Raw genomic sequence first — 25676 nt, forward strand, 5'->3', positions numbered from 1 at the left:
GAGAAGCCGTCGATGACGAAAAAGCCGCCGCCCGATTGCGCGGACAGCGGCTCCTCGTCCGTCGCTGGCGCGTCGGATCAGTCGTTCAGATACTCGCCCGCATCGGCGTCGGTCCCGGTGCCCGACGGCACGACCTCGGCCAGCGGATCGTCGCCCGTGCCGACCTCCTCGCGCGCCGAGCGCGCGCGCTCGATCTCGCGTTCGGCGGCCGCGCTGTTGGCGGTCGCGGCCGACACCATGGCGTCCGACAGCTTCTTCTGCTGCGCACGGAGCGCGACGTCGCGGCTGGTCGCCGCCACGCGCAGGCGGTTCATCCCCGCCCCGGTGCCCGCCGGGATCAGACGCCCGACGATCACATTCTCCTTTAGCCCGTTCAGATTGTCCTGCTTGCCCTGGACCGCCGCCTCGGTGAGGACGCGGGTGGTCTCCTGGAACGACGCCGCCGAGATGAAGCTGCGGGTCTGCAGCGACGCCTTGGTGATGCCGAGCAGGACAGGCTTGCCGACCGCCGGATTCTCGTTCTTGCCGAGCTTGGCGTTGACCTCGTCCATTTCCGACCGGTCGAGCTGCTCGCCCGCCAGCAGGGTGGTGTCGCCGCCGTCGGTGATCTCGACCTTTTGCAGCATCTGGCGGACGATCACCTCGATGTGCTTGTCGTTGATCTTCACGCCCTGGAGGCGATAGACCTCCTGGATCTCCGACACGAGATATTCGGCCAACGGCTCGATCCCCATCACTTCGAGGATGTCGTGCGGGTCGGGCGAACCGCCGATCAGATTATCGCCGCGCTTGACGTAATCGCCCTCGTTGACGTCGATCACCTTGGACTTGGGGATGAGGTACTCGACCACATCGCCGCCGTCCTCGGGCTGGATGCCGATCTTGCGCTTCGCCTTATAGTCCTTGCCGAACACGACCCGGCCGGAGACCTTGGCGATGATCGCATTCTCCTTCGGCTTGCGTGCCTCGAACAGCTCCGCGACGCGCGGCAGACCGCCGGTGATGTCGCGGGTCTTGGCCGACTCGCGCGCCACGCGGGCGACGACATCGCCCGCCTGGACTACCGCATTGTCCTCGACCGAGAGCACCGCGCCCGACCCGAGCATGTAGCGCGCGGACTCGCCCGACCCTTCGTCGAGCAGGGTGATCCGCGGGCGCAGGTCCTCCTTCGACTTGGTGCCGGCGCGGAACTCGGTGACGACGCGCTGGGCGATGCCGGTGGCCTCGTCGGTGACCTCGGTCATCGTCTTGCCCTCGACGAGGTCCTGATACTTCACCGTGCCGCCGGTCTCGGTGATCACCGGCGCGGTGAACGGGTCCCATTCGGCCATTCGGTCGCCCTTGGACACGATATGGCCGTCGTCGAACATCACGTACGCGCCGTAGGGGATGCGGTCGACCGCCAGCTCGCGGCCATCCATGTCGCGGATGACCAGTTCGCCCGAGCGGCTGAGCACCACGCGCCGGCCGCGCTGATCGACGATCACGCGCAGGTCGCGGTATTCGACCGTGCCGTCGGCATGCGCCTCCAGGTTGGACTGCTCGTTGAGCTGCGCCGCGCCGCCGATGTGGAACGTCCGCATCGTCAGCTGGGTGCCCGGCTCGCCGATCGACTGCGCGGCGATGACACCCACCGCCTCGCCGATGTTGACCGGAGTGCCGCGGGCGAGATCGCGCCCGTAGCACTTGCCGCAGACGCCGATCTTGCTCTCGCAGACCAAAGGCGAGCGGATCTTCATCCCCTGGATGCCGATCTTCTCGATCTGCGCGACCATCGGCTCGTCGAGGAGCGTGCCCGAGGGGATGACGACCTCGCCGGTCTTGGCGTCGACCACGTCCTCGGCCGTGGTGCGGCCCAGGATGCGCTCGCCGAGCGAAGCGATGGTCGAACCGCCCTGGACGATCGCCTTCATCTCCAGCGCGCGCTCGGTGCCGCAATCCAGCTCGACGATCGTGCAGTCCTGCGACACGTCGACCAGACGCCGGGTGAGATAGCCGGAGTTGGCGGTCTTCAGCGCGGTGTCCGCCAGGCCCTTGCGGGCGCCGTGCGTCGAGTTGAAGTATTCGAGGACGGTCAGACCTTCCTTGAAGTTCGAGATGATCGGGGTCTCGATGATCTCGCCCGACGGCTTGGCCATGAGGCCGCGCATGCCGGCGAGCTGCTTGATCTGCGCCTGCGAGCCGCGGGCGCCCGAGTGCGCCATCATGTAGATCGAATTGATGTCCTTCTCGCGCCCGTTGTCGAGCTTCCGGACCATCTTGATCTCGTTCATCATCGAGTTGGCGACCTGGTCGCCGCACCGGCTCCAGGCGTCGATCACCTTGTTGTACTTCTCCTGCTGGGTGATCAGCCCGTCCTGATACTGCTGCTCGAAGTCCTTCACCTGATCGCGGGTCTCGTCGACCAGCTTGTCCTTGTCCGGCGCGACCAGCATGTCGTCCTTGCCGAACGAGATGCCCGCCTTGAACGCATGGCGGAAACCGAGTGCCATGATCGCGTCGGCGAACAGCACGGTCTCCTTCTGGCCGGTGTGACGATAGACCTCGTCGATCACGTCGCCCACGTCCTTCTTGGTGAGGAGGCGGTTGACGATCTCGAACGGCACCTTGTGGCTCTTCGGCAGCGTCTCGCCGAGCAGCATGCGGCCCGGCGTGGTCTCGTAGCGCTTGAGGTACTGCTTGCCGGCCTCGTCGGTCTGCGGAACGCGGCTGATGATCTTGGTGTGGAGCGTCACCGCCTCGGCGTTGAGCGCCTGGTGGACCTCGCTCATGTCGCCGAGCAGCATGCCCTCGCCGGGCTCACCCTCCTTCATCATCGAGAGGTAGTAGAGCCCCAGCACCATGTCCTGCGACGGCACGATGATCGGCTTGCCGTTGGCGGGCGAGAGGATGTTGTTGGTCGACATCATCAGCACGCGCGCTTCCAGCTGCGCCTCGAGGCTCAGCGGAACGTGGACCGCCATCTGGTCGCCGTCGAAGTCGGCGTTGAAAGCCGAGCAGACAAGCGGGTGGAGCTGGATCGCCTTGCCCTCGATCAGGACCGGCTCGAACGCCTGGATGCCCAGGCGGTGGAGCGTCGGCGCGCGGTTGAGCATGACAGGGTGCTCGCGGATCACCTCGTCCAGGATGTCCCAGACCTCCTTGCGCTCCTTCTCGACCCACTTCTTCGCCTGCTTCAGCGTCATGCTCAGGCCCTTGGCATCAAGGCGCGCGTAGATGAACGGCTTGAACAGCTCGAGCGCCATCTTCTTGGGCAGCCCGCACTGGTGCAGCTTGAGCTCCGGCCCGGTCACGATGACCGAACGGCCCGAATAGTCGACGCGCTTGCCGAGCAAGTTCTGGCGGAAGCGGCCCTGCTTGCCCTTGAGCATGTCGGACAGCGACTTGAGCGGACGCTTGTTGGCGCCGGTGATCGTGCGACCGCGGCGGCCGTTGTCGAACAGCGCGTCGACCGCCTCCTGGAGCATGCGCTTCTCGTTGCGGACGATGATGTCCGGCGCACGCAGCTCCATCAGGCGCTTCAACCGGTTGTTGCGGTTGATGACGCGGCGGTAAAGGTCGTTGAGGTCGGAGGTCGCGAAGCGGCCGCCGTCGAGCGGCACCAGCGGGCGCAGCTCGGGCGGGATCACCGGGATGACCTCGAGGATCATCCATTCGGGCCGGTTGCCGGACTCGAGGAAGCTCTCGACTACCTTCAGCCGCTTGATGATCTTCTTGGGCTTGAGCTCGGACTTGGTGACCGCGAGCTCTTCGAGCAGCGCGGTCTTCTCGCCCTCGAGGTCGAGCGATTCGAGCATGATGCGCACGGCTTCCGCGCCGATGCCGGCCGAGAAGGTGTCCTCGCCGTACTCGTCCTGCGCCTCGAGCAGTTCGTCCTCGGTGAGGAGCTGATACTTCTCGAGCGGGGTCAGGCCCGGCTCGATCACGATATACGCCTCGAAGTAGAGGACGCGCTCAAGCTGCTTGAGCTGCATGTCGAGCAGCAGGCCGATCCGGCTCGGCAGCGACTTCAGGAACCAGATGTGCGCGACCGGAGCGGCGAGCTCGATATGGCCCATCCGCTCGCGGCGGACCTTCGAGACGGTGACCTCGACGCCGCACTTCTCGCAGACGATGCCCTTGTACTTCATGCGCTTGTACTTGCCGCACAGGCACTCGTAATCCTTGATCGGACCGAAGATGCGCGCGCAGAACAGCCCGTCACGCTCGGGCTTGAACGTGCGATAGTTGATCGTCTCGGGCTTCTTGATCTCACCGAACGACCACGACCGGATCTTGTCCGGCGACGCGATCCCGATCTGGATCTGGTCGAAGGTCTCCGGCTTGGCGATCGCCGGGGCGAAGGGGGTCATCTCGTTCATGTCAGTTCCTCGTGTGCGAGGGAAAACCTAAACCCGTTCGCCCTGAGTAGGGAGTGAGCGAAGCGAAGGCCCGTATCGAAGGGCTCGCTCCGCCACTGTCCTTCGATACGCCGCTTCGCTTCGCTCAGCAGCTACTCAGGACGAACGGTGTGGAATACTATTCAGCCGCCACCGCGAGCGTTTCGTCCTCTTCCATCGTCTTCAGTTCGACGTTGAGGCCGAGCGAGCGCATTTCCTTGACGAGCACGTTGAAGCTCTCGGGGATGCCGGCCTCGAACGTATCGTCGCCCTTGACAATCGCCTCGTAGACCTTGGTGCGCCCGACGACGTCGTCGGACTTCACCGTCAGCATCTCCTGGAGCGTGTACGCCGCGCCGTAAGCCTGGAGCGCCCACACCTCCATCTCGCCGAAGCGCTGCCCGCCGAACTGCGCCTTGCCGCCCAGCGGCTGCTGGGTGACGAGGCTGTACGGCCCGATCGAACGCGCGTGGATCTTGTCGTCGACGAGGTGGTGGAGCTTGAGCATGTAGATGATGCCCACGGTCACCTTGCGGTCGAACTTGTCGCCCGTCCGCCCGTCATAGAGATCCGACTGGCCCGACGGGTCGAGACCCGCCAGCACCAGCATGTCGTACACGTCCTTCTCGACCGCGCCGTCGAACACCGGAGTGCCCATGGGCACGCCGGGCTTCAGGTTCTGCGCCAGCTCGACGATCTCGTCCGCCGAGCGCGCCTCGATGTCCGCGGCGTAATGCTCGCCGTACACCTCGAGCAGCCGCGCCTTGACCGCATCGGGCATCGCCCCGCCACGCGCGTCCGGGTTGGCCTCGCGCCACTCCTCAAGGCCCTGCGCGATCTGCTGGCCCAGCCCGCGTGCGGCCCAGCCCAGGTGCGTCTCGAAGATCTGCCCGACGTTCATGCGGCTCGGCACGCCCAGCGGGTTGAGCACGAGATCGACCGGGGTCCCGTCGGCGAGGAAGGGCATGTCCTCCTGCGGCAGGATCCGCGAGATGACGCCCTTGTTGCCGTGACGGCCGGCCATCTTGTCGCCCGGCTGGAGCTTGCGCTTCACCGCGACGAACACCTTGACCATCTTGAGCACGCCCGGGGGCAGCTCGTCGCCGCGCTCCAGCTTCTCGCGGCGGTCCTCGAACTTCGCCTTGATGACCTTGGCGGCCTCGTCATACTGGCCCTTGACGGCTTCCAGGTTCGCCTGGACCGCGTCATCCTGCACCGCGAACTTCCACCATTCGTGGCGGTCGACGCTGTCGAGCAGCTCCTGGTCGATCGCGGAGCCCTTCTTCAGGCCCTTCGGCACCGCGGTCGCGACCTGGCCGATCAGCATCTCGCGCAGGCGGCTCCAGGTCGCGCGGTTGAGGATCAGGCGCTCGTCGTCCGAGTCCTTCTTCAGCCGCTCGATCTCCTCGCGCTCGATCGCCATCGCGCGCTCGTCCTTGTCGATGCCGTGGCGGTTGAACACGCGCACGTCGACGATCGTCCCGCTGACGCCCGGCGGCAGGCGGAGCGAGGTATCGCGCACGTCGCTGGCCTTTTCGCCGAAGATCGCCCGGAGCAATTTCTCCTCCGGCGTCATCGGCGATTCGCCCTTGGGCGTGATCTTGCCGACCAGGATGTCGCCGGGCTCCACCTCGGCACCGATGTAGACGATGCCCGCCTCGTCGAGGTTGCGCAGCGCCTCCTCGCCGACGTTCGGGATGTCGCGGGTGATGTCCTCCGGCCCCAGCTTGGTGTCGCGGGCCATCACCTCGAACTCGTCGATGTGGATCGACGTGAACACGTCGTCCTTCACGATCCGCTCGCTGATGAGGATCGAATCCTCGTAGTTATACCCGTTCCACGGCATGAACGCGACGAGCGCGTTGCGGCCGAGCGCGAGCTCGCCGAACTCGGTCGACGGACCGTCGGCGATGACGTCGCCGGGCTTCACCACATCGCCCACCTTCACCAGCGGGCGCTGGTTGATGCAGGTCGACTGGTTGGAGCGCTGGAACTTCATCAGCGTGTAGATGTCGACGCCGCTCGCGGTCGCTTCGACCTCGCCGGTCGCGCGGATGACGATGCGGCTGGCGTCGACCTGGTCGACGATGCCCGCGCGCTTGGCGGAGATCGCCGCGCCCGAATCGCGCGCGACGGTCTCCTCCATGCCCGTCCCGACGAACGGCGCCTCGGCCTTGACCAGCGGCACCGCCTGGCGCTGCATGTTCGAGCCCATCAGCGCGCGGTTGGCGTCGTCGTTCTCGAGGAACGGGATCAGCGACGCCGCGACCGAAACCAGCTGCTTCGGCGACACGTCCATCAGCGTCACCGTCTCGGGCAGCGCCATCAGGAACTCGCCCGCCTGCCGCGCCGACACCAGCTCCTCGGCGAAGCTGTTGTCCGCGTTGAGCGTGGCCGACGCCTGCGCGACGGTGTGCTTCTGCTCCTCCATCGCGGAGAGATAGACGACGTCGCCGGTCACCTTGCCGTCGATGATCTTGCGGTACGGGGTCTCGATGAACCCGTACTTGTTCACGCGCGCGAAGGTCGACAGCGAGTTGATCAGGCCGATGTTCGGACCTTCGGGCGTCTCGATCGGGCAGATCCGACCGTAGTGGGTCGGGTGGACGTCGCGGACCTCGAAGCCCGCGCGCTCGCGCGTCAGACCGCCCGGCCCGAGCGCCGAGACGCGACGCTTGTGCGTCACTTCGGAGAGCGGGTTGGTCTGGTCCATGAACTGGCTGAGCTGCGACGAGCCGAAGAACTCGCGCACCGCGGCGACCGCGGGCTTGGCGTTGATCAGGTCGTTCGGCATGACGGTGGTGAGGTCGACCGAGGACATCCGCTCCTTCACCGCGCGCTCCATGCGCAGCAGCCCGACGCGGTACTGGTTCTCCAGCAGCTCGCCGACCGACCGCACGCGGCGGTTGCCGAGATTGTCGATATCGTCGATCTCGCCCTTGCCGTCCTTCAGCCCGACCAGCGTCTTGATCACCGCGAGGATGTCCTCGGTGCGCAGCGTCGTCGTCGTGTCCGGCGCGTCGAGATCGAGGCGCATGTTGAGCTTGACGCGGCCGACCGCCGACAGGTCGTAGCGGTCGGGATCGAAGAACAGCCCGGCGAACAGCGCCTCCGCGGTCTCCAGCGTCGGCGGCTCGCCGGGGCGCATGACGCGGTAGATGTCGCTCAAAGCCTGTTCGCGCTCCTCGGCCTTGTCGGCCTTGAGCGTGTTGCGGATCCACGGGCCGGTCGAGACATGGTCGATGTCGAGCAGCTCGATCCGGTCGATGCCCGCCTTGTCGAGCTTTTCCAGATTGTCGGGGCCGATCTCGTCCCCCGCCTCGACGTAGATCTCGCCGGTCGACTCGTTGATCAGGTCATAGGCCGAATAGCGGCCGTAGATCTCCTCGGTCGGGATCAGCAGATCGGTCAGGCCGTCCTTGGCCGCCTTGTTCGCGGCGCGCGGGCTGATCTTCTGGCCGGCGGGGAACACGACCTCGCCCGAATTGGCGTCGACGATGTCGAACAGAGGCTTGACGCCGCGCCAGTTCTCGGCGGCGAACGGGATGCGCCAGCCGCCCTCGCCGCGGACGTAGGTGACGCGGTTGTAGAAATAGTTGAGGATGTCCTCGCCGTTCATCCCGAGCGCGTAGAGCAGCGCGGTGACCGGCAGCTTGCGCTTACGGTCGATGCGGACGTTGACGATGTCCTTGGCGTCGAACTCGAAGTCGAGCCAGCTGCCGCGGTACGGGATCACCCGCGCGGCGAACAGGAACTTGCCCGAGGCGTGGGTCTTGCCGCGGTCGTGATCGAACAGCACGCCCGGCGAGCGGTGCATCTGGCTGACGATGACGCGCTCGGTGCCGTTGATGAAGAACGTCCCGTTCTCGGTCATGAGCGGGATGTCGCCCATGTAGACGTCCTGCTCCTTGATATCGATCAGCGAGCGGGTCTCGGTGTCGGGATCGACCTCGAACGTGGCGAGGGTCAGCGTCACCTTCATCGGCGCGGCATAGGTGATGCCGCGCTGACGGCATTCCTCGACGTCGAACTTCGGCGGCTCGAGGACGTAGCCGTCATCCTTCTTGATGTTGAGCTCGGCGGTGCCGGCGAAATCGCGGATCGGGAAGACCGACCGCAGGGTCTTCTCGAGACCCGAGACGTAGCCGGTCTTGGGATCGGAGCGCAGGAACTGTTCGTAGCTCTCGCGCTGGACCTCGATCAGGTTCGGCATCTGCACCACTTCGTGGATGTTGCCGAACACCTTGCGGATGCGCCGCTTCGCGGTGCCCGTCTCGGTCCGGGCGCTGCCCGTGTCGATCGCCTTGGTCGCCATGAAAATAAGTGCCTCGTCAGCCGGAAATCCGAGCGCAGGCCCGACGCAAAAAGGCCGCTCGTCGAACCCCTTGCGGGATGACGGCAGCCTTCGAGCGTCCGGTGCTCCACCCTCCTATCCGTACGAGGCGCTGCGCGACGGCGCCCCATGTCCCGGAGGTGCGGAGGCAGCGATATAGGCGTGGGGGTCGGGGGCGTCAACGGTCGGGGGTGAAGAAGAAGGAAGGGCGTTTCGCGCGAAGGACGCCAAGGAAAGAAGGGCGCGAAGGGGTCAGCCTCACGCGACTCCGCGAAGCGGAACAAATCTGCCAGTCGAATGCCGCTGCGCGGCGGTCCGCCGGAACACCCGTCGTTCCTTCTTCTCCTCGCGTCCTTCTTTCCTCGCGTCCTTCGCGCGAAACGCCCTTCCTTTACCGAGCCTTGAACAACGCGCTGTCCGGCGTGGCGTAGACCGCCACATGCCCCGGCCACAAGTTTCCGCGTCCGCCGGTGTTGAGCACCCACACATAGTCCCAGCGGGACACGTCCAGCTTCGCCAATCGATCATGCAGCCGCGCCAGTGAGAACCGTCCGTCGCAGTCGGTCGTCTGTACCTGCTGCGACGGGTCGTAGCCCCAGGCCGGGTCGATCGGATATTTCACCCGCAGCATCGCCGCCCCGGGCAGATACCACTGCGTGTTCACCAGCGCGTCGCGCCGCGCGATGGCGAGGCTCGGCAGGTGGAACCATGCCTGCGAGCGCCACGCCGGGCGACAGGTCGCGAGCGCCAGCGCGTGGATCCGTGCGCCCTGCGGCACCTCGCCCAGCCCGGCGAGCGCGGCGTCGTACTTCGCGTCCGCCGCCCGCCAGTCGTGCGCGATCATCGCCGTCCGCACCCCGAACAGGGCCAGCGCCAGCGCCACGACCCGCGTCGCCGCGCCCGCGCTCCCCGTCCAGGTCAGCGACAGGCACAGGAGGATCACGGCCGCGGGCACGAGCCGCTCGTCCGCGCCCCAGCTGCCCATCAAAGTCATCGGCATCACCATCGTCGCGAGCGCCAGCAGCGCCCCGCCCGCGAACACGCGCGCGTCGATCCGCTGCGCGCGCGTCAGCAGCGTCGCCAATACCGTCGCGCCCGCGAGTGCCGGGGTCAGGATGTCGATCACCTTGGATTCGCCGCGCAGCACGACGACCCAGTTCATGATCTTGCGCTTCCAGACTGCCGTCCCGTAGGCGAACAGCACCCCCTCGCTGCCGCTGCGCCACGCGACCGTCAGCACGACCGGCGGCACGAACGCCAGCATCCGCACGACGGCATCGACCAGCGCCACCCGGCCGTGCCGCTCCCGCAACCGCACCAGCTCGAACCCCGCGACCATCAGCCCCAGCGCGCCCCACGCCATCGCATGCGCGAGCCAGGTGAGGAACACGAGCGGCGTCAGCACCGCGAGGTGGACCCCCGCGCTTCGCTCCCGCAGCGCGATCCAGGCGGCGAACGCATATAGGCCGATCGCGAATCCGAGCACGTAATTGACGAAGCCGAACATTAGCGGATTGGACAGCACGAACAGTCCTGCCACCGCTGCCCCCGGCGTCACCCGCCCGTGCGCGGCACGGCTGACCGCGGCGATCCCGCCCAAGGTTAGCGGGGCGAGGCTCGCCGCCATCACCCACGCCGCGCGCTCGACCCCCATCCACGGCGCCAGCGCGCGCACCACCAGATCGCCGCCGAGATTGCCGACCAGCCGCCAGTCGAACGCATAATAGGTCGCCAGCCAGGGCGAGCGCCCCCCGTCCATCATCACGTGATAGCGCCCGATATGTCCGGGCAGATCGGTCATCGACGGCAGCCGCGCCAATGCGAACGGGAGAAGTGCGAATGCGGCCATCACCGCCAGCGCCATGCCGGCGATCGGCGGCGCGGCGATGCGCGGGCGGGGACGCGAGGCGATCGGGGCGAGCGTGGCCATGGTTCCTCGTCTGCCACGAAAATCTTCAGCGAAGGTGAAGCGGCGGCGTCATCGGCCGCACGCTTGAGCGCCGGATTGAGTTTGGACGACGGCTCGGCTAGCCCGCCGGCGTGAACAGGGAACTCTTGGTGTTGCGGCTGGTGCTGGCCGCTCTGCCGCTCGGGGCGGCCGCGCCGGCACGGGCGCAGATCGCCAACCAGACCGACGCCACCGTGCCGACGCCGCTCCCCATTCCCGCCGCTCCGGTGATCAGTCTTCCCGCGGCGCCCGCCCCCGCCGCCTCGCCGACGCCGCGCCCGACGCCGACCCGCGCCGCGGTCGTCGCCCGTCCGGCGCCCCGCGTCGCCGCGACGCCCCGCGCCACATCGACGCCGCGCGTCACGCCTCGGCCGACGCCGACGCCGACCGGGGTGCCCTCCTCTGCCCCGTCGCCGACGCCGGCCCCGACCCCCTCGGCGCTGCCGTCGCCGCTCGTCCCACCGCTCCCGACGCCGATCGCCACCAGATCGGCGATGAACGATCTCGCCCGCACCCCTGCGGAGACCCCGCGAGTCGAGCGGCAGGGCTGGTGGGCCGGGCTCGCCTTCGCAGCCTTCGCGCTCGCCGGCGCGGGGTATCTCGGTTGGCGCTGGCGTGTGGCGCAGCGATACCGCCGCCGCGAACAGGAGATCGCCCGCCGCCCGCACATCACCGTCGGGGGCGCGGTCGCGCCTTCGGTCCCGCCCGAGGGACCCGCCGCGGCCGAGTCGACGGCGGAGATCTCGACGTTCTGGACCCCCTCGCGTCCCGTGGCGTCTGCCGGCGACGGTCCAGCCGAACTCCCGGCCGAACCCGCGGCGCCGCCGTCGCGTCCGCGCGTCACGATGACGCTCCGCCCCCGGCGCGCCGGGGTCAATTTGGTGAGCGCCACCGCCGACCTCGAGGTGACGGTCCGCAACGAGGGCGACGCCGACGCCGAGCAGGTGAGCGTCGTGCTCCGCCTTCTCGCGGGACGCGCCCGGCAGGACGAGGAACTGGGCGAGTTGTTCGGGGCCGAGCCGGGCCGCCCGGTCGTCCCCCCGTTCACGCTGGCCCCCGGCGAGGAGCGGGTGTGCCGCACCACCGCCGTCCTGCCGCGCAGCGAGATCGAGCCGATACCGGTCAAGAACCGGCCGATGTTCGTCCCCCTCGTCGCCGCCGACGTCCGCTATCAGCGCCCCGACGGCGGGCGCAGCCAGACCGCCGCGGCCTTCGTCATCGGCGCGCCGCGGGCCGACAGCGAGAAGCTCTCTCCCTTCTGGCTCGATATCGGCTCGAAGATGCGCGACTCGGTCGAGGCGCGTCCGTACGGCCTCGAGATCGAGAGCTGAGGTCGGCTCACGCGCCTGCCCGCCAGCGGACGATCGCCGGAAGGACGGCCCCATGCGTCTCCTTCCGCCCCATGCTTGACGCCTCCCGTCCCCCCGCGCCACTAGCGCCCATGGCCAGCCCCGATCCCCTCGACCCGCACGGTTTCAAGCGCCGGGGGGTGCTGTTCGTTCTGTCCTCACCGTCCGGCGCGGGCAAGTCGACGATCGCGAAGCTGCTGCTCGCCGCCGAGCCCGATCTCGCGATGTCGGTGTCCGCCACCACCCGCCCGCCGCGGCCGGGCGAGGTCGACGGCCGTGACTATCACTTCGTCGATCTCGAGCGCTTCCGCGAGATGGTGGCGGACGGCGCATTCCTCGAATGGGCGCATGTCTTCGATCATCGCTACGGCACCCTGCGGGCTGCGGTCGACGAGATGCTCGCGAGCGGGCGCGACGTGCTGTTCGACATCGACTGGCAGGGCGCGCAGCAGCTTCACCAGATCGCGGGCGGCGATGTCGTCCGCGTCTTCGTCCTGCCGCCGTCGATGGAGGAACTGCGCCGCCGGCTCGAGGGCCGCGCGACCGACAGCACGGCGGTCATCGACGCCCGCATGGCCCGCGCGGCGAACGAGGTCAGCCACTGGGACGGTTACGACTATGTCCTGGTCAACGACGACGTGGAGCGTTGCTTCGAGTGCGTCCGCACCATCCTCGCCGCCGAACGCCTCAAGCGCTCGCGCCAGACCGGACTGATCGGCTTCATCCGCAAGCTGCGGCGTTGATCACCGTGCCCGGAGCGCCGCCAGGAAGCGCGCGCCCGCGTCGAAGTCCCGTCGCCGCGCCTCGCGCGCCGCGACGCCGAGCGGATCGTCGCCCCACATCTCGCGCTGCCACGCCTCGTCCAGGTCGGCGGCCGCCCAGACCGCGTCGGGCGTCATCGCGCCTTCGTCGAGCGCGAGCGCGAGCACCAGCGAGCCGGTGACCGTCACCACCGGCGACAGCCCGGCGAGCGCCCAGGCGTCGCGGCTCGCCAGCGCCTCGCCGAGCCGGGCGAGCGTCGCCGGCGGCTGCGCGACGTGGATCACCCCGGTCGCGACCGCGAAGTGGAGGTCGTAGCGTCCCTGCGCCCAGGCGAGCGGCGGGTTCCAGACGGCGCGCTGGCGCTCGACCAGCGGCTCGGGCGCCGCCGCTCGGTAGCAGAGCAGATCGCTCTCGCCATAGCGCGCGAGGGTTCCCGCGAAGGTCGCGGGATCGGGCGCGATGCGGTCGATCGCGGCGTTGGCGAGCCCGGTCAACGGCATCGCGCGCGGATCGATCGTCTCGCCGACCGCCCGCCATTCGTCGGCCACCGCCTCGCCGAGCGCCGCCGTCGGCAGCGCCAGCGGCGTGCGACCGGGCGTCCGCACCGGCCGTTCGTCCAGCCGCACGATCCCTGCGGGATCGACCCGCACCTCGGTCCAGAACCGCTTCACCGCGAGCGCCACCTCCGCGCCAGCGCCAGCGGCACGGTCGCGGTCATCCACAAGGCGGCGAGGACGATCGCGATTCCCAACGTCCGTGGAGCCCAGGCGTGGGCGCGGGCAAGCAGCACGACCCCCAGCACCGCCCCCAGTGCGCCGGCGAGTCGGACAGCCGCGAGCAGCAGCCAGCGGGAAAAGGCGGGATCGCGCATGCCGCCGCCCCTAAAGCGACGAGCCGTGCGGCGCAAACCGCCGAGCCGCCGGCTTAACCTCTTGGTCAGCGCCTGCCGCTATGGTTAAACGAATGCGCGGTCGTCGGGGGGCGGCCGGACTCTTCGAGAGCGGGTGGGACATGTTCGACGCGGTGGCGCTGACCTATGGCATGTTGATGAGCTTCGTGTTGTCGGCGGCGTCGCTGAACGTTAAGTTCCGGCGACCGCACCCGCCGACGATGATCTACCTCGGCTACCTGCTCTGCGGCGTCACCGCCGGCCTCGCGATCCTCGCCGGGATGCAGGCGGCGGAGCTGATCGACATCTTCTGAGGCGCGACGTCCGCTAGCGGGCGGCGTCGCCGCCGCGCGATCGTCGCTCGCCTTTCCTTGCCTTGCGCACCGTCTTGGCGTGCGCCTTCGCCCGCGCCTTCTCCACCTCGCGCTTCGGGGGCGGAGGCGGGTCCTCGCTCATCCGGTCGCCCAGCGGCTCCTCGAACCCCAGGCTCTTGAGGCTCTCGGCGAAATGCGTCGGCAAATCGGCCCGGACGTCGATCGCGCCGCCGTCGGGATGGTCGACCCGCAGCCGGCGCGCGTGGAGATGCATCTTGCGGCTGATCCCGCCGGTCAGGAACGCCGCCGCGCCGCCGTATTTTCCGTCGCCGACGATCGGGTGACCGATCGCCGCCATGTGGACGCGCAATTGATGGGTGCGCCCGGTGAACGGCTGGAGCTCGACCCAGCACGTCCGGTTCCCCGCCCGCTCGATCACGCGGTAGCGCGTCCGCGACGCCTGCCCGCCCTCCTCGTCGACGTGCATCTTCTCGCCGCCCGTCGCCGGCTGCTTGGCGATCGGCAGGTCGACGATCCCGTCGTCGATCGAGGGCACGCCGACCACCAGCGCCCAATAGGTCTTGCGTGCGGTCCGCGACGAGAAGGCCTTGGCGAAGAACCCCGCCGCGCGCGTCGTCCGCGCCACCAGCAGCGCACCCGACGTGTCCTTGTCCAGCCGGTGGACCAGCTTGGGCCGGCTCTCGCCGTCGAAGCGCAGCGCGTCGAGCAGCGCGTCGACATGCTCGGTGGTCTTGGTCCCCCCTTGCGTCGCCAGCCCCGGAGGCTTGTTGAGGACCAGCGCCTGCGCATCGCGGTGGATGACCAGCTCTCGCGCGAACGCCTCCTGATCGGCGGTGAGCGGCACGCGCTCCTTGTCGCGGCGCGGCGCGGTCGCCGCCGGCGGGGGCTCGTCCGGCGGTACGCGCAGCACCTGCCCCGCCGCGACGCGGTCGCCCGGCCCCACCCGCGCGCCATCGAGCCGCAGCTGCCCGGTCCGCGCCCATTTCGCGACCACCGAGAAGCTGACGTCGGGCAGGTGCCGCTTGACCCAGCGGTCGACGCGGATGCCGTCGTCGTCCGCGGCGACGGTGAACTGGCGGACCTGGGCGGGATCGGCGCTCATGCCGACGCCGCCCGCATCGCCGCCAGCCCCGCGACGAGCGCGAGGATCGATCCCGCGACCGAGAGCGCGAGATAGGCCGCAGCCCCCGCCCATGCGCCGCGCTGCGCCATGTCGACCGTCTCGAGCGTGAACGAGGAGAAGGTGGTGTAGCCGCCGAGCACCCCGACCCCGAGCAGCAGCCGCCACGGCTCGCCGGCGCTGGACCGCGCGAGCGCACCGGCCAGCAGCCCCATCAACAGCCCGCCCGCGACGTTGCACGCCAGCGTTCCCCACGGCCACCCCGGTCCGAACGCCTGGAGCGCCGCCCGGCCCGTCAGGTACCGCGCGCCCGCCCCGACGCCGCCGCCGACCATCACGAGAAGAAGGTTCATCGACGAGCCGTTAGCGCGCCGGGGACGCGGGGGATAGGGCACGAGATCTCACCGTCACGAGCCGCGCGGTCGGGCGCAAGGTGAGCTCGGCGGTGCCCCTGCCGGTCACCGACAGGTAGAGCCCCTGCCCCGTCGCCTGCAACGGATCGGTCCGGACATCGTCGACGCGCGCGCGGAGCAGGAACGGCCCGAGCGGCTTCTCCGCGAGCGCGGCGCCGATCTTCACCATCAGCTTGTCATAGTCCTTCGCGAAGTTCTGGGTCAGCGCGTCGGCGATCGTGTCGGCGAGGACGGGCGCGTTGGCGAGGCGAAGGAGCAGACTCGACCGGGTCGAATCGGTGACGCCGGCGACCGACAATCCGGTGAACCGCACGACCCGGCTGTTGGCGGCGTTGACCGGCCGCGCGGTCAGCCACACCGTGCCGTGCGACGGGGCGGCACCCGCCCGGGCGGCGCTGAACGTCACGCCCACCGCGATCCGGCCGCCCGTCGTGCCGTACATCGTCGCCGATCCGAACCGCGCCACCACCGCGCCGATCCCCGGCACCTCGAACGGACGCACTGAGCGCCTGGTCAGCGCGCGCATCAGCACCGGCTCCAGCTCGCGGTAGTCCGCCACCACGGGGATCGTGAAGCGGATCAGCCCGCCGGGCGCGGCGACGCGCCGAACGGGCGGCAGCGGCGTGGGCGGTGGGTCGGCCGGCCGCGGGCCGACGAAGGTCTCGGTCATCGCGGTCATGCCCAGATGGAGCGTCAACTGCTGGCCCGAGACGGTATAGCCGCCGTAGCGCAGCTCGCGCGGGGTGACCCGCATCCACACCGGCGGATTCGCACGGTTCAGGTCGAGCGCGGTGAACCCGGCCCGCCACGCCTCCGCGACGTGATCGCGCACGGAGAGCTTGGCCAGTTCGCGCGGCAGCGTCCGTTCGAGCTTGGCGATGACGCCAGCCAGCTTGGCATCGGCCTTGCCGGTGAACTCCACGCGCTGACCAAGGATCGTCAGATGCGGCGCGTCGGTCCAGTCGTAGCGGATCGACACCGTCCCACGCGGCGACCAATCCGGCGCGACGTCGAGACGGACGATCGCCCGGACCCGCGCGTCGGCGGTCGCGGTCTCGCGCTTGACGACGCCGCCGATGTCCTGCGCGCTGACCACCGCGTGAAGCGGCATCGCCACCTGGATGGTCCGGCCCGAACCCGACAACGCCAACGCGCCGCGCGTCACCTGCCCGACGATCGTGCAGCGGATCGTCGGCGTCTTCACCTTCGCGAACAGGATCTTGACCTTCTTGGAGGCGATGCAGGTCTGGCCGGGTCGGTCGATCGTCCACAAGGTCCGCGGCACCGCCTGATCGAGGGCGCGCGCCAGGGCGCCGAGCGGCGCGCTGATCGGGACCGCGATCTCGGACGTCTGCGGCGCGACGACCAGGCGCTCGTTCGACCGCGGGGGGGCTGTGCGCGGGACACGCGCCGCGAGCCACATCAGCCACGCCGCGATGCCGGCCGCGAGCGCGGCGAGCAGCACGGCGACGAGGAGGAAGATCCGACGGACCGACATGAGCGCCCCCCAAACGCGCGAGCGGCGCGTGCGATGCGTGCGAGACATACCGTCGCCCGCGCTCACGCTCCATCCGCACTCCACGCGGTTCGCCCGCCCCGCGGATTCCCTCCGCCGCCGCCACGCCCCATATAGCGCTTCGCATGTCCCGCGCCCGCGTCCTCGTCCTCAATGCCGCGCTCGGCCCGCTCGACTACCGCGTGCCCCACGGCATGGCGGTCGAGCCCGGCGCGATCGTCGTCGTCCCGCTCGGGCCGCGCCAGCTGCTCGGCGTCGTCTGGGAGGCGGAGCGGATGCCGTCGGATGCGGAGGTCGGCGACAACCGGCTGCGCAATCTCTTGGGCGTCGCCGACGCGCCGCCGCTGCGCGCGCCGCTGCGTCGCCTCGTCGAGTGGACCGCGGACTATTACCTCGCCCCGCCCGCGTCGGTGCTGCGGATGGCGCTCTCCTCCACCTCCGCGCTGGAGGGCGCGCGGCTGGTGGTGGAATATCGCGCCTCCGGTCGGGTGCCCGACCGGCTCACCCCGCAGCGCGCGCAGGCGCTGGCGCGGATCGGCGACCGCCAGGGGCTGATCCGCGAGCTGGCGACGATCGCCGACGTCTCCGACGCGGTGATTCGCGGGCTGGTGAAGGCGGGCGCGATCGAGGCGGTCGAGGTCGACATCGACAGCCCGTATCCGGTCCCCGGCCCCGATCACGCGCCGCCCGCGCTGTCGGCGGACCAGAAGGAGGCAGCGGACCGCCTGGTGGCCGACGTCGCGCGCGCCGAGTTCGCGCCGACCTTGCTCAACGGCGTCACCGGCTCCGGCAAGACGGAGGTCTATTTCGAGGCGGTCGCCGGGGCGATCCGCGCTGGCCGGCAGGTGCTCGTCCTCCTGCCCGAGATCGCGCTGACCGAACCCTTCCTCCGACGCTTCCACGATCGCTTCGGCTGCGAGCCCGTCGCCTGGCATTCGGGCCTGCGCTCGACCCAGCGCCGCCGCGCCTGGCGGGCGATCGCGAGCGGCGAGGCGCGGGTGACGGTCGGCGCACGGTCGGCGCTGTTCCTGCCCTACGCCGACCTTGGGCTGATCGTCGTCGACGAGGCGCACGAGACGAGCTTCAAGCAGGAGGAGGGCGTCCACTATCACGCCCGCGACGTCGCGGTGATGCGCGGCAAGTTCGAGGGCTGCCCGGTGATCCTGGCGAGCGCCACGCCGGCGATCGAGACCCGCCACCAGGTCGCGCTCGGCACCTATGCCGAGGTCAAGCTGCCCAGCCGCTTCGGCGCCGCCGAGATGCCGGCGATCGAAGCGTTGGACCTGCTGGCCCACAAGCCCGACCGCGGCCGCTGGCTGTCGCCCCCACTCGTCGCGGCGCTGGACGAGACGCTCGAACGCGGCGAGCAGTCGCTCCTGTTCCTCAACCGTCGCGGCTACGCCCCACTTACCCTCTGCCGCACCTGCGGGCACCGCTTCCAATGCCCGAACTGCACCGCCTGGATGGTCGAGCACCGCCTCACCCGCCGCCTGGCGTGCCATCACTGCGGCCACATCGAGCCGGTCCCGCGCGTCTGCCCCGAATGCCAGGAAGAGGAGACGCTCGTCGCTTGCGGTCCCGGCGTCGAGCGGATCGCCGACGAGGTCGCGGCGCTCTGGCCCGAGGCGCGCGTGGCGGTGGTCACCTCGGACACGATCTGGAGCCCCGCCAAAGCCGCCGAGTTCGTCGCGCGGATGGAGGCGGGCGAGATCGACATCGTGGTCGGCACCCAGCTCGTCACCAAGGGCTATCACTTCCCCAATCTGACGCTGGTCGGGGTGGTCGATGCCGACCTCGGGCTGGAGGGGGGCGATCTCCGCGCCGCCGAGCGGACCTTCCAGCAGATTCGCCAGGTGTCCGGCAGAGCCGGTCGCGGCGAGAAGCCCGGCCGCGTGCTGATCCAGACCCACTCGCCGAGCGCCCAGGTGATGCAGGCACTGATCACCGGCGACGCCGACGCCTTCTACGACGCCGAGACCGAGGCGCGGCGCGAGGCGGGGGCGCCGCCGTTCGGCCGCTACGCCGCGCTCATCGTGTCGAGCGAGGACCAGCCCGCCGCGCTCGAGACCGCCCGCGCGGTCGCGCGCGCCGCGCCCGAAGTGGAGGGGATGCACGTCTACGGCCCCGCCCCCGCCCCGCTGGCGATGCTGCGAGGGCGCCACCGCTACCGCCTGCTGGTTCACGCCCGCCGCGCGCTCGACGTCCAGGACGTGATCCGCGGCTGGCTGGGCGGAGTGGACTGGTCGGCGAAGGTGCGGGTGACGGTCGACGTCGATCCGTACAGCTTCCTCTAACGTCCCTCCACCGTCGCGCGCGCCGCATCCAGGCGTGCGGCATAGTCGCGCAGCACCTTCGCCGTGCGTTTTGCGTACTCCGTGGCGTCGGCGAACCGTCGCTCCTCGATCGCCTCGCGCACGCCCGGAAGCGTCTTCGCGCCGTAGCCGGTGAAGCGACCGGGGGCGTAGACGAGGTTCTGGTACCAGGGCCGGTCGGGCAGCCCCTTCGGGTCGATCAGCAGCTGGTCGATATCGCGCAGCTGCATCATCACCTTGGCCCGCCGGGTCGCATCCAGCCCCGCGCCGCGATCGGTCAGCGCCGTGTCGAAGCGGTCGGCGGCCTGCTTCAGGTCGTCGACCGCATCCTCCAGCACCGCCAGCTCGGCGTGCGGAGTCCGCGGCTCGGCCACGGGGGCTCCGACCGGCTTGCGCGGATCGCTGGCCAGGCGGAACGCGCCGTCCTCGATCAGCTTTTCGCGCTTGCGATCCTCGGTACGGCGATCGTCGGCGAGCTTGGCCACCTCCTTCAGATACTTGGCCACCGTGTCGGCGAAGTCGCCGTAGCGGGTCACCGGCAGCTCGGCGTCCGCCATGCGCATCACCACCCGCCCGACCAGCTTCGACAAGGCCGCGCCATAGTTCAGGTCCGGGTCGTCGAAGGTCGTGAAATGGTGAAAGCTGTCGTAGATCGAATGGTACACCCCATCGCTCTCGTCCTCGCCGCCGAACCCCAGGTTCAGCGCCGGCACGCCCAGGTGCTGGAGCATCGCCGAATAGTCCGATCCCGAGCCGAGCGGGCCGATCGGCAGATCGCCGTTCTTCTCCGCTGCGGCGAGCGCATCGTCGTCGACCTTGTCGGTCTTGTCATAAGCGTCGACCCGCAGCGCCGCGGCGAGCCGGGCGTGCGCGGTCGCGCCGGTCTCGGGGTCCGCCACCCCCCGTGCCGCCTCGTTGACGAGATGCTGGAACGGATGCGAGCCCTGCGCGAACAGGACACCGCGGCCGTTGCCGTCGGTGTTGACGTAGAGCACCGCCTTGGCCTTCAGCTCGGCGGCGTGCTGTTCGGTCCATTCGGTCGAGCCGAGCAGCATCGGCTCCTCGGCGTCCCAGCTCGCATAGACGATCGTCCGCTTGGGCCGCCAGCCGTTCTTGTACAGCGCGCCGAGCGCCTTCGCCTCGGATAGCATCGCGACATTGCCGGACAGCGGATCGGACGCGCCGAACACCCAGCCGTCATGGTGGTTGCCGCGTACCACCCACTGATCGGGATAGACGGCGCCCTTGAGCGTGGCGATCACGTCATAGACCGGCGTCAGCTTCCAGTCGGACTTGACCGCGAGGTGGAGCGACGCCGCGCCGGTACCGCCCATGTGATAGGTGATCGGCAGCGCCCCGCGCCACGCCGGCGGGCCGACCGGGCCTTTCAGCTTCGACAACACCTTGACCGCGTCGCCATAGGACATCGGCAGGACCGGGATCTTGAGGATCGTCCTGGCGTCCTCGCGCTTGAGCCGCTTGGCATTGGCGGTCGCGCCGATCCCTGGGGTGAGCGGGTCGCCGGGATAGACCGGCATGTCCGCGACCGAGCCGCGCTGGACCCCCGCGGACGGGCGCGCGCCGCCGAGCGGATAGGGGTCGTTCTGCGCATAACCGTCGTCCGCGGGATCGGAATAGATGATGCACCCGATCGCGCCGTGATCCTGCGCCAGCTTGGGCTTGAGCCCGCGCCAGCCGACGCCGTAGCGCGCGATGACGATCTTGCCGCGCACGTCGATCCCGCGGCGGGCGAGCGCCTTGTAATCGTCGGGCATGCCGTAGTTGACGTAGACCACGTCGCCGGTAACGTCGCCGTCGCCCTGGAAGGCGACATAGGGCGGCAGCGCGGTCGCGGTGTTGCCGGAGGTGTCGTCCTCGGCGACCTGCGGCTCCTGCCCGCCAAGCCGGATGCGTTCGGGCGTGATCAGCTCGACCGTCGTCGAGATCGGCGTCGGGTAGAGCACCTGGAAGGTCTCGAGATGCGCGTCCCAGCCGAAGCTCTTGAAGCGGGCGAGGTTCGCCTCGGCGTTCGCCTTGTCGTGGGGCGAGCCGACGTTGTTCGGCGCGGAGGACATCTCGCGCAGCCATGCGAGCTGGTCCGCCGAGCTGACCGCGGCGTCGAACGCGGCGTCGGTCGCGGTGGGCGGCGTCACCCGTCCGGGTACGGCGGTCTGGGCGGCGCCCGCGGCGGCGAGCGACAGCGCCGCGACGCCGGCAAGCAGGTGGACGGCTCTGATCATGCGTGGACCCCCTTCTTATGTCCTGCCGATCATGCGCACCGCCGCTCCGACAGTGCAAGCGGGCGCGTTGCATCCTCCGCGGCGCACGCTAACCCCACGACATGGTCCGGCTGCTCCGCATCCTCCTGAAGGCCGCTTTGTGGTTCGTTTTGGTTTCGGTCGTCTGGGTCGCGATCCTGCGCTTCGTGCCGCCGCCGTTCACGCTGACGATGGCGGGAGACCTCCTGTCGGGCCACACGGTCATCAAGGACTGGACGCCGCTCGACCGCATCGACCCCGACATGCCCCGCGCCGCGATCGCCGGCGAGGATGCGCGCTTCTGCCTTCACCACGGCTTCGATTTCCGCGCCATCGCCGGGGCGGCGGTGCGCAATGCCGAAGGGGGACGCATCCGCGGCGGATCGACCATCAGCCAGCAGACCGCCAAGAACGTCTTCCTGATCCAGGGCGGCGGTTATGTCCGCAAGGCCTTCGAGGCGTGGTTCACCGTCCTGATCGAGGCGATCTGGGGCAAGCGGCGGATCATGGAGGTCTATCTGAACGTGGCCGAGACGGGGATCGGCACGTACGGCGTCGAGGCGGCGGCGATCCGCTACTTCAATCACTCCGCGGACCATCTGACGCCGATGGAGGCGGGCCGGATCGCCGCGGTGCTGCCGCTTCCCAAGAAGCGCGCGGCGATCGCCCCCCGCGGATTCACGCGGCGGCACGGGAATACACTCGCCCGCCGGGTTGGGACGGTGGCGCAGGCCCGGCTGGACGGGTGCCTGCGTTAGTTAGTGCGTCGCCTTGTCGATCGCGTCGCCGGCCTTGTCGGCGGTGTCGCCGACACTCTTCGCCGCACTCGACACCGCATCGGTCTTGATCGCCTCGTTCTTCTGCTGGGAGATCATGTACCACGCGCCGACGGCGACCAGGATGAGCACCGCCAGCCCGATCAGCAACCCACCGCCGCCGCCGCGCCGCTCGATGATCGTCGTCGTCGGCTGCGCAGCGGGCGGGACGGTCGAGCGGGTGGTGGTCGTTTCGACGTACTCGGGATCGGCCATGACACGTTACTCCTGCCAGTGATGGGGGGTGCAACGTCCGTCCGCGCGAAGTCGTTCCTTAACCGTAACGCTTGATCAGAACGGCAGCTTGAACCCGGGCGGCAGCGGCATCGCTGCGGACATCTTCGCCATCTCGGCGTTCGACACCGCATCCGCCTTCGCCCGCGCGTCGTTGAGCGCGGCGGCGACCAGGTCCTCGACCATCTGCTTCTCGCTCGGCTGGAGCAGCGATTCGTCGATCGAGACCGCGATGATCCGCCCCTTGGCGGAGGCCTTGATCTTGACCAGCCCGCCGCCGGCCGCGCCCTCGACCTCGATCGTGTCGAGATTGGCCTGCGCCTCGGTCAGCTGGTTCTGGACGTTCTGCGCCATCGCCAGGATATCGTTCAGGTCGTTCATTTGGTGCTCCTCTTACCGGGCCAGTCGATCAGTTCGGCGTCGGGGAACGCCTCGCGCGCCGCGCGGACCGCGGGCGAGTCCCACGCCGCCAGCCGCTTCGCGTCCTCCTCCGCATCGGCGCGCTCGCGAAGCGTCGGCGCGCCGGGGGCATCGAGCATCGAGAGCTTCCACGTCGTCCCGAAGCGCGTCTTGAGCGCCGCGCCCAGATCCGAAAGCGTATCGGCGGAAAGCGGGCGTTCGCCGCTGAACACGATCTCGCTTTCGCCATAGCGGACGACGCGCGCGCCATGGTGGAGCTTGGCGGCGAGCGCGGGCTGTGTCTCGTCGAGCAGCGCGACGAGCCCGGCGAAGTCCGCGGGCGCGGCAGGCCTTGCCGGCGCCGTCGGCGGCGCGGCCGCGATCGGCGCAGCGGACTTCGCAGGCGCCGGCGCTTCCCCGTTCGTCAGCCGCCGCGCGAGCTCGCCCGGATCGGGCAGCGCGGAGGCATGGATCACGCGCAGGAGCGCCATTTCGGCCGCCTCGATCGGCAACGCGGCGCGCGCGACCTCGTCATGGCCCTTGAGCATCAATTGCCAGAGCCGGTGGAGCGCGGGAAACGACAACCGCGCGGACCAGTCCAGGTAAGCGTCGCGCTCCTCGGCGGAGTGGGCGAGGTCCGCGCTCGCGCCGACCTTGACCAAGGTCACCGCATGGACCGCCTCGAGCAAGGCGCGAAGCACGCCCTGGGGATCGACCCCGAGGTCGTATTGGCGGCGCAGCGCGCCGAGAGCGCCCGGCCCGTCCGCGGCGAGGAGCAATGCCAGCAGGTCGCGCACCGCGCCGCGATCCGACAGCCCCAGCATCTCGCGCACCGTCGCGGCGGCGACGCCGCGCCCGTCGAGATCGCCGTGCGCGATCGCCTGATCGAGGATCGACAGCCCGTCGCGCGCCGACCCTTCGGCCGCGCGCGCGATCAGCGCCAGCGCCTCGGGCTCGGCCGTCACGCCTTCCGCCTCGCAGACCTTGGCGAAATGGGCGGCGAGCAGTTCGGCCGGGATACGGCGCAGGTCGAACCGCTGGCAGCGCGAGAGGACCGTGACCGGGACCTTGTTCACCTCGGTCGTGGCGAACAGGAACTTGACGTGCGCAGGCGGCTCCTCGAGCGTCTTCAGAAAGCCGTTGAACGCCTGGTTCGACAGCATGTGGACTTCGTCGATGATGAAAATCTTGAAGCGCGCGCTGACCGCGGCGTAGCGCACCGCCTCGGTGATCTCGCGGACGTCGCCGATGCCGGTGTGGCTGGCGGCATCCATCTCGATCACGTCGATGTGGCGCCCTTCGGCGATCGCCCGGCACGGCTCGCACACCCCGCACGGGTCGATCGTCGGCCCCCCCGTCCCATCGGGGCCGATGCAGTTCAGCGCCTTCGCGATCAGTCGCGCGGTCGAGGTCTTGCCGACGCCGCGGACCCCGGTGAGCAGGAAGGCGTGCGCCAGCCGATCGCGCTTGATCGCGTTGCCCAGCGTGGTGACCATCGCGTCCTGCCCGATCAGCTGGGCGAAGGTCTGGGGGCGGTACTTGCGCGCAAGCACGCGGTACGCCTCCGCGCGTGCGGGCTGCGGGGGTTCGTCGAGGCCGAGCGAGTCGGTCATCGGGGGAGACGGATTGAGGCGGTTGAGGCGCACGCCCGGACGGAGGCGAGAGACGGATTGAGGCGGTTGAGGCGTGCGCGCGCCCTCGCGGGAGACGGGTTGAGGCGGTTTAGGACTGGGCTCACGCCGCCGACATAAGGGCTGGCACGCGGTTCGTCAGCGGGGATGTGGGCGGGCGAGGGCATGAACGCGGTATGCCACAGGTCTGGAGTGTAGGACATCGAGTGGAAAGAACGCGACGCGGCGAAGCCGCGTCGTCGGCCGAGGCTTCGCCTCGCCGGCCGCGCTTGCGGGCGTGGAGCGCGGCATGCGCTCTCTCGCCCGCTGCGCGGTGGGAGCCGGAACGACCCGTGGCGGAATCGTTGTGGCTGCTTCCTTCCGGACCTGACCAGGTTGGCGACGACCACGCCCGCCCGACTCCCACGCGCGCCTATGGCGAAGCCCAGCCCTCCGATCAAGTCAGGCGGCCCTCCTGCAGCATCCGCTGGTGCAGGACGCGAACGATGAGCAGGGTGTCTCCATCGACGCGGTAATAGACGAAGTGTCGGCGGAATGGCGCGCGCCGCGTGTCGAGTGTGGCCTCGGGGTAGATGCGGCCGATCCGCGGATCGGTCGCGATCGCATCGAAGCGCGCCCGCAAGCCTTCCAGATACCGACCGGCTTGCGCCTGGCCATACACCGTCAGCGTATAGGCGCGGATCGAGCGCAAATCCGCATTCGCGGCCGCGCTGAGTTCAATCGGCAATCGGCGAGCCCAACAGTTCGTCCATCAATTCGTCGAGCGACTGCTCGCTCCGGCCGCTCTCCTCCCCTTGCCGAAGCGCCGCCAGCACCAGTTCGTGCTCCCGCTCGTCGCGTCGGATCAGGTCGCGCACGTAATCGCTGACGTTCGCGAACTCGCCTGTTCCCACCTGAATTTCGACGAAGCGCTTCATCGCGTCGGGTAGGGAGATGTTCATCGTGGCCATTCCGGCACGCTGCGGCCGATGGCAAGGTTTGTC

The 25676-nt window shown here is 69.5% G+C and carries 20 protein-coding genes and 1 other RNA gene; 5 read left to right on the top strand and 16 right to left on the bottom strand.

Annotated features, from left to right (window positions below):
- Positions 1 to 77 precede the first annotated feature (77 nt).
- From rpoC to AC4GYY_RS12015, 4 genes are all read right to left on the bottom strand, one after another.
- Positions 78 to 4361 carry a DNA-directed RNA polymerase subunit beta' gene (gene rpoC, locus AC4GYY_RS12000; RefSeq protein ID WP_491120810.1) on the bottom strand — a complete coding sequence of 1428 codons (4284 nt, stop codon included), beginning with the start codon at positions 4359 to 4361 and terminating at the stop codon, positions 78 to 80.
- A gap of 157 nt (positions 4362 to 4518) precedes the next feature.
- The gene (rpoB, locus tag AC4GYY_RS12005) at positions 4519 to 8694 is read right to left on the bottom strand and encodes a DNA-directed RNA polymerase subunit beta (RefSeq protein ID WP_491120811.1); all 4176 of its coding nucleotides are present in this window, start codon (positions 8692 to 8694) and stop codon (positions 4519 to 4521) included.
- A gap of 409 nt (positions 8695 to 9103) precedes the next feature.
- Positions 9104 to 10642 carry a hypothetical protein gene (locus AC4GYY_RS12010; protein WP_491120812.1) on the bottom strand — a complete coding sequence of 513 codons (1539 nt, stop codon included), beginning with the start codon at positions 10640 to 10642 and terminating at the stop codon, positions 9104 to 9106.
- Between the two features lie 97 nt (positions 10643 to 10739).
- Complete coding sequence (locus AC4GYY_RS12015; RefSeq protein ID WP_491120813.1) at positions 10740 to 11144, bottom strand: hypothetical protein; 405 nt, start codon at positions 11142 to 11144, stop codon at positions 10740 to 10742.
- Positions 11145 to 11154: 10 nt separating this feature from the next.
- Between AC4GYY_RS12015 and AC4GYY_RS12020 the strand changes: the two genes are divergently transcribed.
- Positions 11155 to 11991, top strand: coding sequence for a hypothetical protein (locus AC4GYY_RS12020; RefSeq protein ID WP_491120814.1), 837 nt, complete (start codon positions 11155 to 11157; stop codon positions 11989 to 11991).
- Positions 11992 to 12101: 110 nt separating this feature from the next.
- A complete protein-coding gene (gmk, locus tag AC4GYY_RS12025) occupies positions 12102 to 12752 on the top strand; it encodes a guanylate kinase (RefSeq protein WP_491120815.1) in 651 nt (216 codons plus the stop codon).
- On the opposite strand, the gene AC4GYY_RS12030 is transcribed toward gmk, so the two are convergent.
- Both AC4GYY_RS12030 and AC4GYY_RS12035 read right to left on the bottom strand, forming a co-directional pair.
- The gene (locus AC4GYY_RS12030) at positions 12753 to 13442 is read right to left on the bottom strand and encodes an ATP12 family chaperone protein (RefSeq protein ID WP_491120816.1); all 690 of its coding nucleotides are present in this window, start codon (positions 13440 to 13442) and stop codon (positions 12753 to 12755) included.
- Positions 13439 to 13642, bottom strand: coding sequence for a hypothetical protein (locus AC4GYY_RS12035; RefSeq protein ID WP_491120817.1), 204 nt, complete (start codon positions 13640 to 13642; stop codon positions 13439 to 13441). Before AC4GYY_RS12035 ends, AC4GYY_RS12030 begins: the two co-directional genes overlap by 4 nt.
- Before the next feature lie 92 nt (positions 13643 to 13734).
- Here AC4GYY_RS12035 and AC4GYY_RS12040 point away from each other — a divergent pair, with 92 nt between their 5' ends.
- Positions 13735 to 13974: a hypothetical protein gene (locus AC4GYY_RS12040; protein ID WP_491120818.1), complete on the top strand. Its 240-nt coding sequence runs from the start codon at positions 13735 to 13737 to the stop codon at positions 13972 to 13974.
- Positions 13975 to 13987: 13 nt separating this feature from the next.
- Here the strand turns inward: AC4GYY_RS12040 and AC4GYY_RS12045 are convergent, their stop codons facing one another.
- Genes AC4GYY_RS12045 through AC4GYY_RS12055 form a run of 3 tightly spaced genes read right to left on the bottom strand, consistent with a single transcriptional unit; the run spans position 13988 to position 17026 of the window.
- Positions 13988 to 15097: an RluA family pseudouridine synthase gene (locus AC4GYY_RS12045; RefSeq protein WP_491120820.1), complete on the bottom strand. Its 1110-nt coding sequence runs from the start codon at positions 15095 to 15097 to the stop codon at positions 13988 to 13990.
- A complete protein-coding gene (gene crcB / locus AC4GYY_RS12050; RefSeq protein ID WP_491120821.1) occupies positions 15094 to 15468 on the bottom strand; it encodes a fluoride efflux transporter CrcB in 375 nt (124 codons plus the stop codon). Before crcB ends, AC4GYY_RS12045 begins: the two co-directional genes overlap by 4 nt.
- Positions 15469 to 15478: 10 nt before the next feature.
- The gene (locus AC4GYY_RS12055; RefSeq protein ID WP_491120822.1) at positions 15479 to 17026 is read right to left on the bottom strand and encodes a DUF4403 family protein; all 1548 of its coding nucleotides are present in this window, start codon (positions 17024 to 17026) and stop codon (positions 15479 to 15481) included.
- A gap of 143 nt (positions 17027 to 17169) precedes the next feature.
- Here AC4GYY_RS12055 and AC4GYY_RS12060 point away from each other — a divergent pair, with 143 nt between their 5' ends.
- Positions 17170 to 19338, top strand: a complete 2169-nt coding sequence (locus AC4GYY_RS12060) for a primosomal protein N' (protein WP_491120823.1) — start codon at positions 17170 to 17172, stop codon at positions 19336 to 19338.
- Here the strand turns inward: AC4GYY_RS12060 and AC4GYY_RS12065 are convergent.
- Positions 19335 to 21596, bottom strand: coding sequence for a transferrin receptor-like dimerization domain-containing protein (locus AC4GYY_RS12065; protein WP_491120824.1), 2262 nt, complete (start codon positions 21594 to 21596; stop codon positions 19335 to 19337). The two genes, AC4GYY_RS12060 and AC4GYY_RS12065, sit on opposite strands and share 4 nt — an antisense overlap.
- 101 nt (positions 21597 to 21697) lie before the next feature.
- Between AC4GYY_RS12065 and mtgA the strand changes: the two genes are divergently transcribed.
- A complete protein-coding gene (gene mtgA, locus AC4GYY_RS12070) occupies positions 21698 to 22372 on the top strand; it encodes a monofunctional biosynthetic peptidoglycan transglycosylase (protein WP_491120825.1) in 675 nt (224 codons plus the stop codon).
- Here the strand turns inward: mtgA and AC4GYY_RS12075 are convergent, their stop codons facing one another.
- From AC4GYY_RS12075 to AC4GYY_RS12100, 6 genes are all read right to left on the bottom strand, one after another.
- Entirely contained in the window at positions 22373 to 22645 is a 273-nt protein-coding gene (locus AC4GYY_RS12075) for a hypothetical protein (RefSeq protein ID WP_491120826.1), read from the bottom strand.
- 75 nt (positions 22646 to 22720) lie between these two features.
- Entirely contained in the window at positions 22721 to 23044 is a 324-nt protein-coding gene (locus tag AC4GYY_RS12080; protein WP_491120827.1) for a YbaB/EbfC family nucleoid-associated protein, read from the bottom strand.
- Positions 23041 to 24675, bottom strand: a complete 1635-nt coding sequence (locus AC4GYY_RS12085) for a DNA polymerase III subunit gamma/tau (RefSeq protein WP_491120828.1) — start codon at positions 24673 to 24675, stop codon at positions 23041 to 23043. Before AC4GYY_RS12085 ends, AC4GYY_RS12080 begins: the two co-directional genes overlap by 4 nt.
- Positions 24676 to 25002: 327 nt before the next feature.
- Positions 25003 to 25100: signal recognition particle sRNA small type (gene ffs, locus AC4GYY_RS12090), an RNA gene on the bottom strand.
- 29 nt (positions 25101 to 25129) lie between these two features.
- Positions 25130 to 25420: a type II toxin-antitoxin system RelE/ParE family toxin gene (locus AC4GYY_RS12095; protein ID WP_491120829.1), complete on the bottom strand. Its 291-nt coding sequence runs from the start codon at positions 25418 to 25420 to the stop codon at positions 25130 to 25132.
- A complete protein-coding gene (locus AC4GYY_RS12100; RefSeq protein WP_491120830.1) occupies positions 25410 to 25643 on the bottom strand; it encodes a type II toxin-antitoxin system ParD family antitoxin in 234 nt (77 codons plus the stop codon). Before AC4GYY_RS12100 ends, AC4GYY_RS12095 begins: the two co-directional genes overlap by 11 nt.
- Between the last annotated feature and the right edge of the window lie 33 nt (positions 25644 to 25676).

The organism is Sphingomonas sp. SP6, from assembly GCF_058313435.1.

Excerpts from the sequence above, each read along its gene's own strand:
- rpoC (WP_491120810.1), bottom strand. The coding sequence starts at position 4,361 with ATGAACGAGATGACCCCCTTCGCCCCGGCGATCGCCAAGCCGGAGACC.
- rpoB (WP_491120811.1), bottom strand. The coding sequence starts at position 8,694 with ATGGCGACCAAGGCGATCGACACGGGCAGCGCCCGGACCGAGACGGGC.
- AC4GYY_RS12010 (WP_491120812.1), bottom strand. The coding sequence starts at position 10,642 with ATGGCCACGCTCGCCCCGATCGCCTCGCGTCCCCGCCCGCGCATCGCC.
- AC4GYY_RS12020 (WP_491120814.1), top strand. The coding sequence starts at position 11,155 with ATGAACGATCTCGCCCGCACCCCTGCGGAGACCCCGCGAGTCGAGCGG.
- gmk (WP_491120815.1), top strand. The coding sequence starts at position 12,102 with ATGGCCAGCCCCGATCCCCTCGACCCGCACGGTTTCAAGCGCCGGGGG.
- AC4GYY_RS12035 (WP_491120817.1), bottom strand. The coding sequence starts at position 13,642 with ATGCGCGATCCCGCCTTTTCCCGCTGGCTGCTGCTCGCGGCTGTCCGA.
- AC4GYY_RS12040 (WP_491120818.1), top strand. The coding sequence starts at position 13,735 with ATGCGCGGTCGTCGGGGGGCGGCCGGACTCTTCGAGAGCGGGTGGGAC.
- AC4GYY_RS12045 (WP_491120820.1), bottom strand. The coding sequence starts at position 15,097 with ATGAGCGCCGATCCCGCCCAGGTCCGCCAGTTCACCGTCGCCGCGGAC.
- crcB (WP_491120821.1), bottom strand. The coding sequence starts at position 15,468 with ATGAACCTTCTTCTCGTGATGGTCGGCGGCGGCGTCGGGGCGGGCGCG.
- AC4GYY_RS12055 (WP_491120822.1), bottom strand. The coding sequence starts at position 17,026 with ATGTCGGTCCGTCGGATCTTCCTCCTCGTCGCCGTGCTGCTCGCCGCG.
- AC4GYY_RS12060 (WP_491120823.1), top strand. The coding sequence starts at position 17,170 with ATGTCCCGCGCCCGCGTCCTCGTCCTCAATGCCGCGCTCGGCCCGCTC.
- AC4GYY_RS12065 (WP_491120824.1), bottom strand. The coding sequence starts at position 21,596 with ATGATCAGAGCCGTCCACCTGCTTGCCGGCGTCGCGGCGCTGTCGCTC.
- mtgA (WP_491120825.1), top strand. The coding sequence starts at position 21,698 with ATGGTCCGGCTGCTCCGCATCCTCCTGAAGGCCGCTTTGTGGTTCGTT.
- AC4GYY_RS12075 (WP_491120826.1), bottom strand. The coding sequence starts at position 22,645 with ATGGCCGATCCCGAGTACGTCGAAACGACCACCACCCGCTCGACCGTC.
- AC4GYY_RS12080 (WP_491120827.1), bottom strand. The coding sequence starts at position 23,044 with ATGAACGACCTGAACGATATCCTGGCGATGGCGCAGAACGTCCAGAAC.
- AC4GYY_RS12085 (WP_491120828.1), bottom strand. The coding sequence starts at position 24,675 with ATGACCGACTCGCTCGGCCTCGACGAACCCCCGCAGCCCGCACGCGCG.
- AC4GYY_RS12100 (WP_491120830.1), bottom strand. The coding sequence starts at position 25,643 with ATGGCCACGATGAACATCTCCCTACCCGACGCGATGAAGCGCTTCGTC.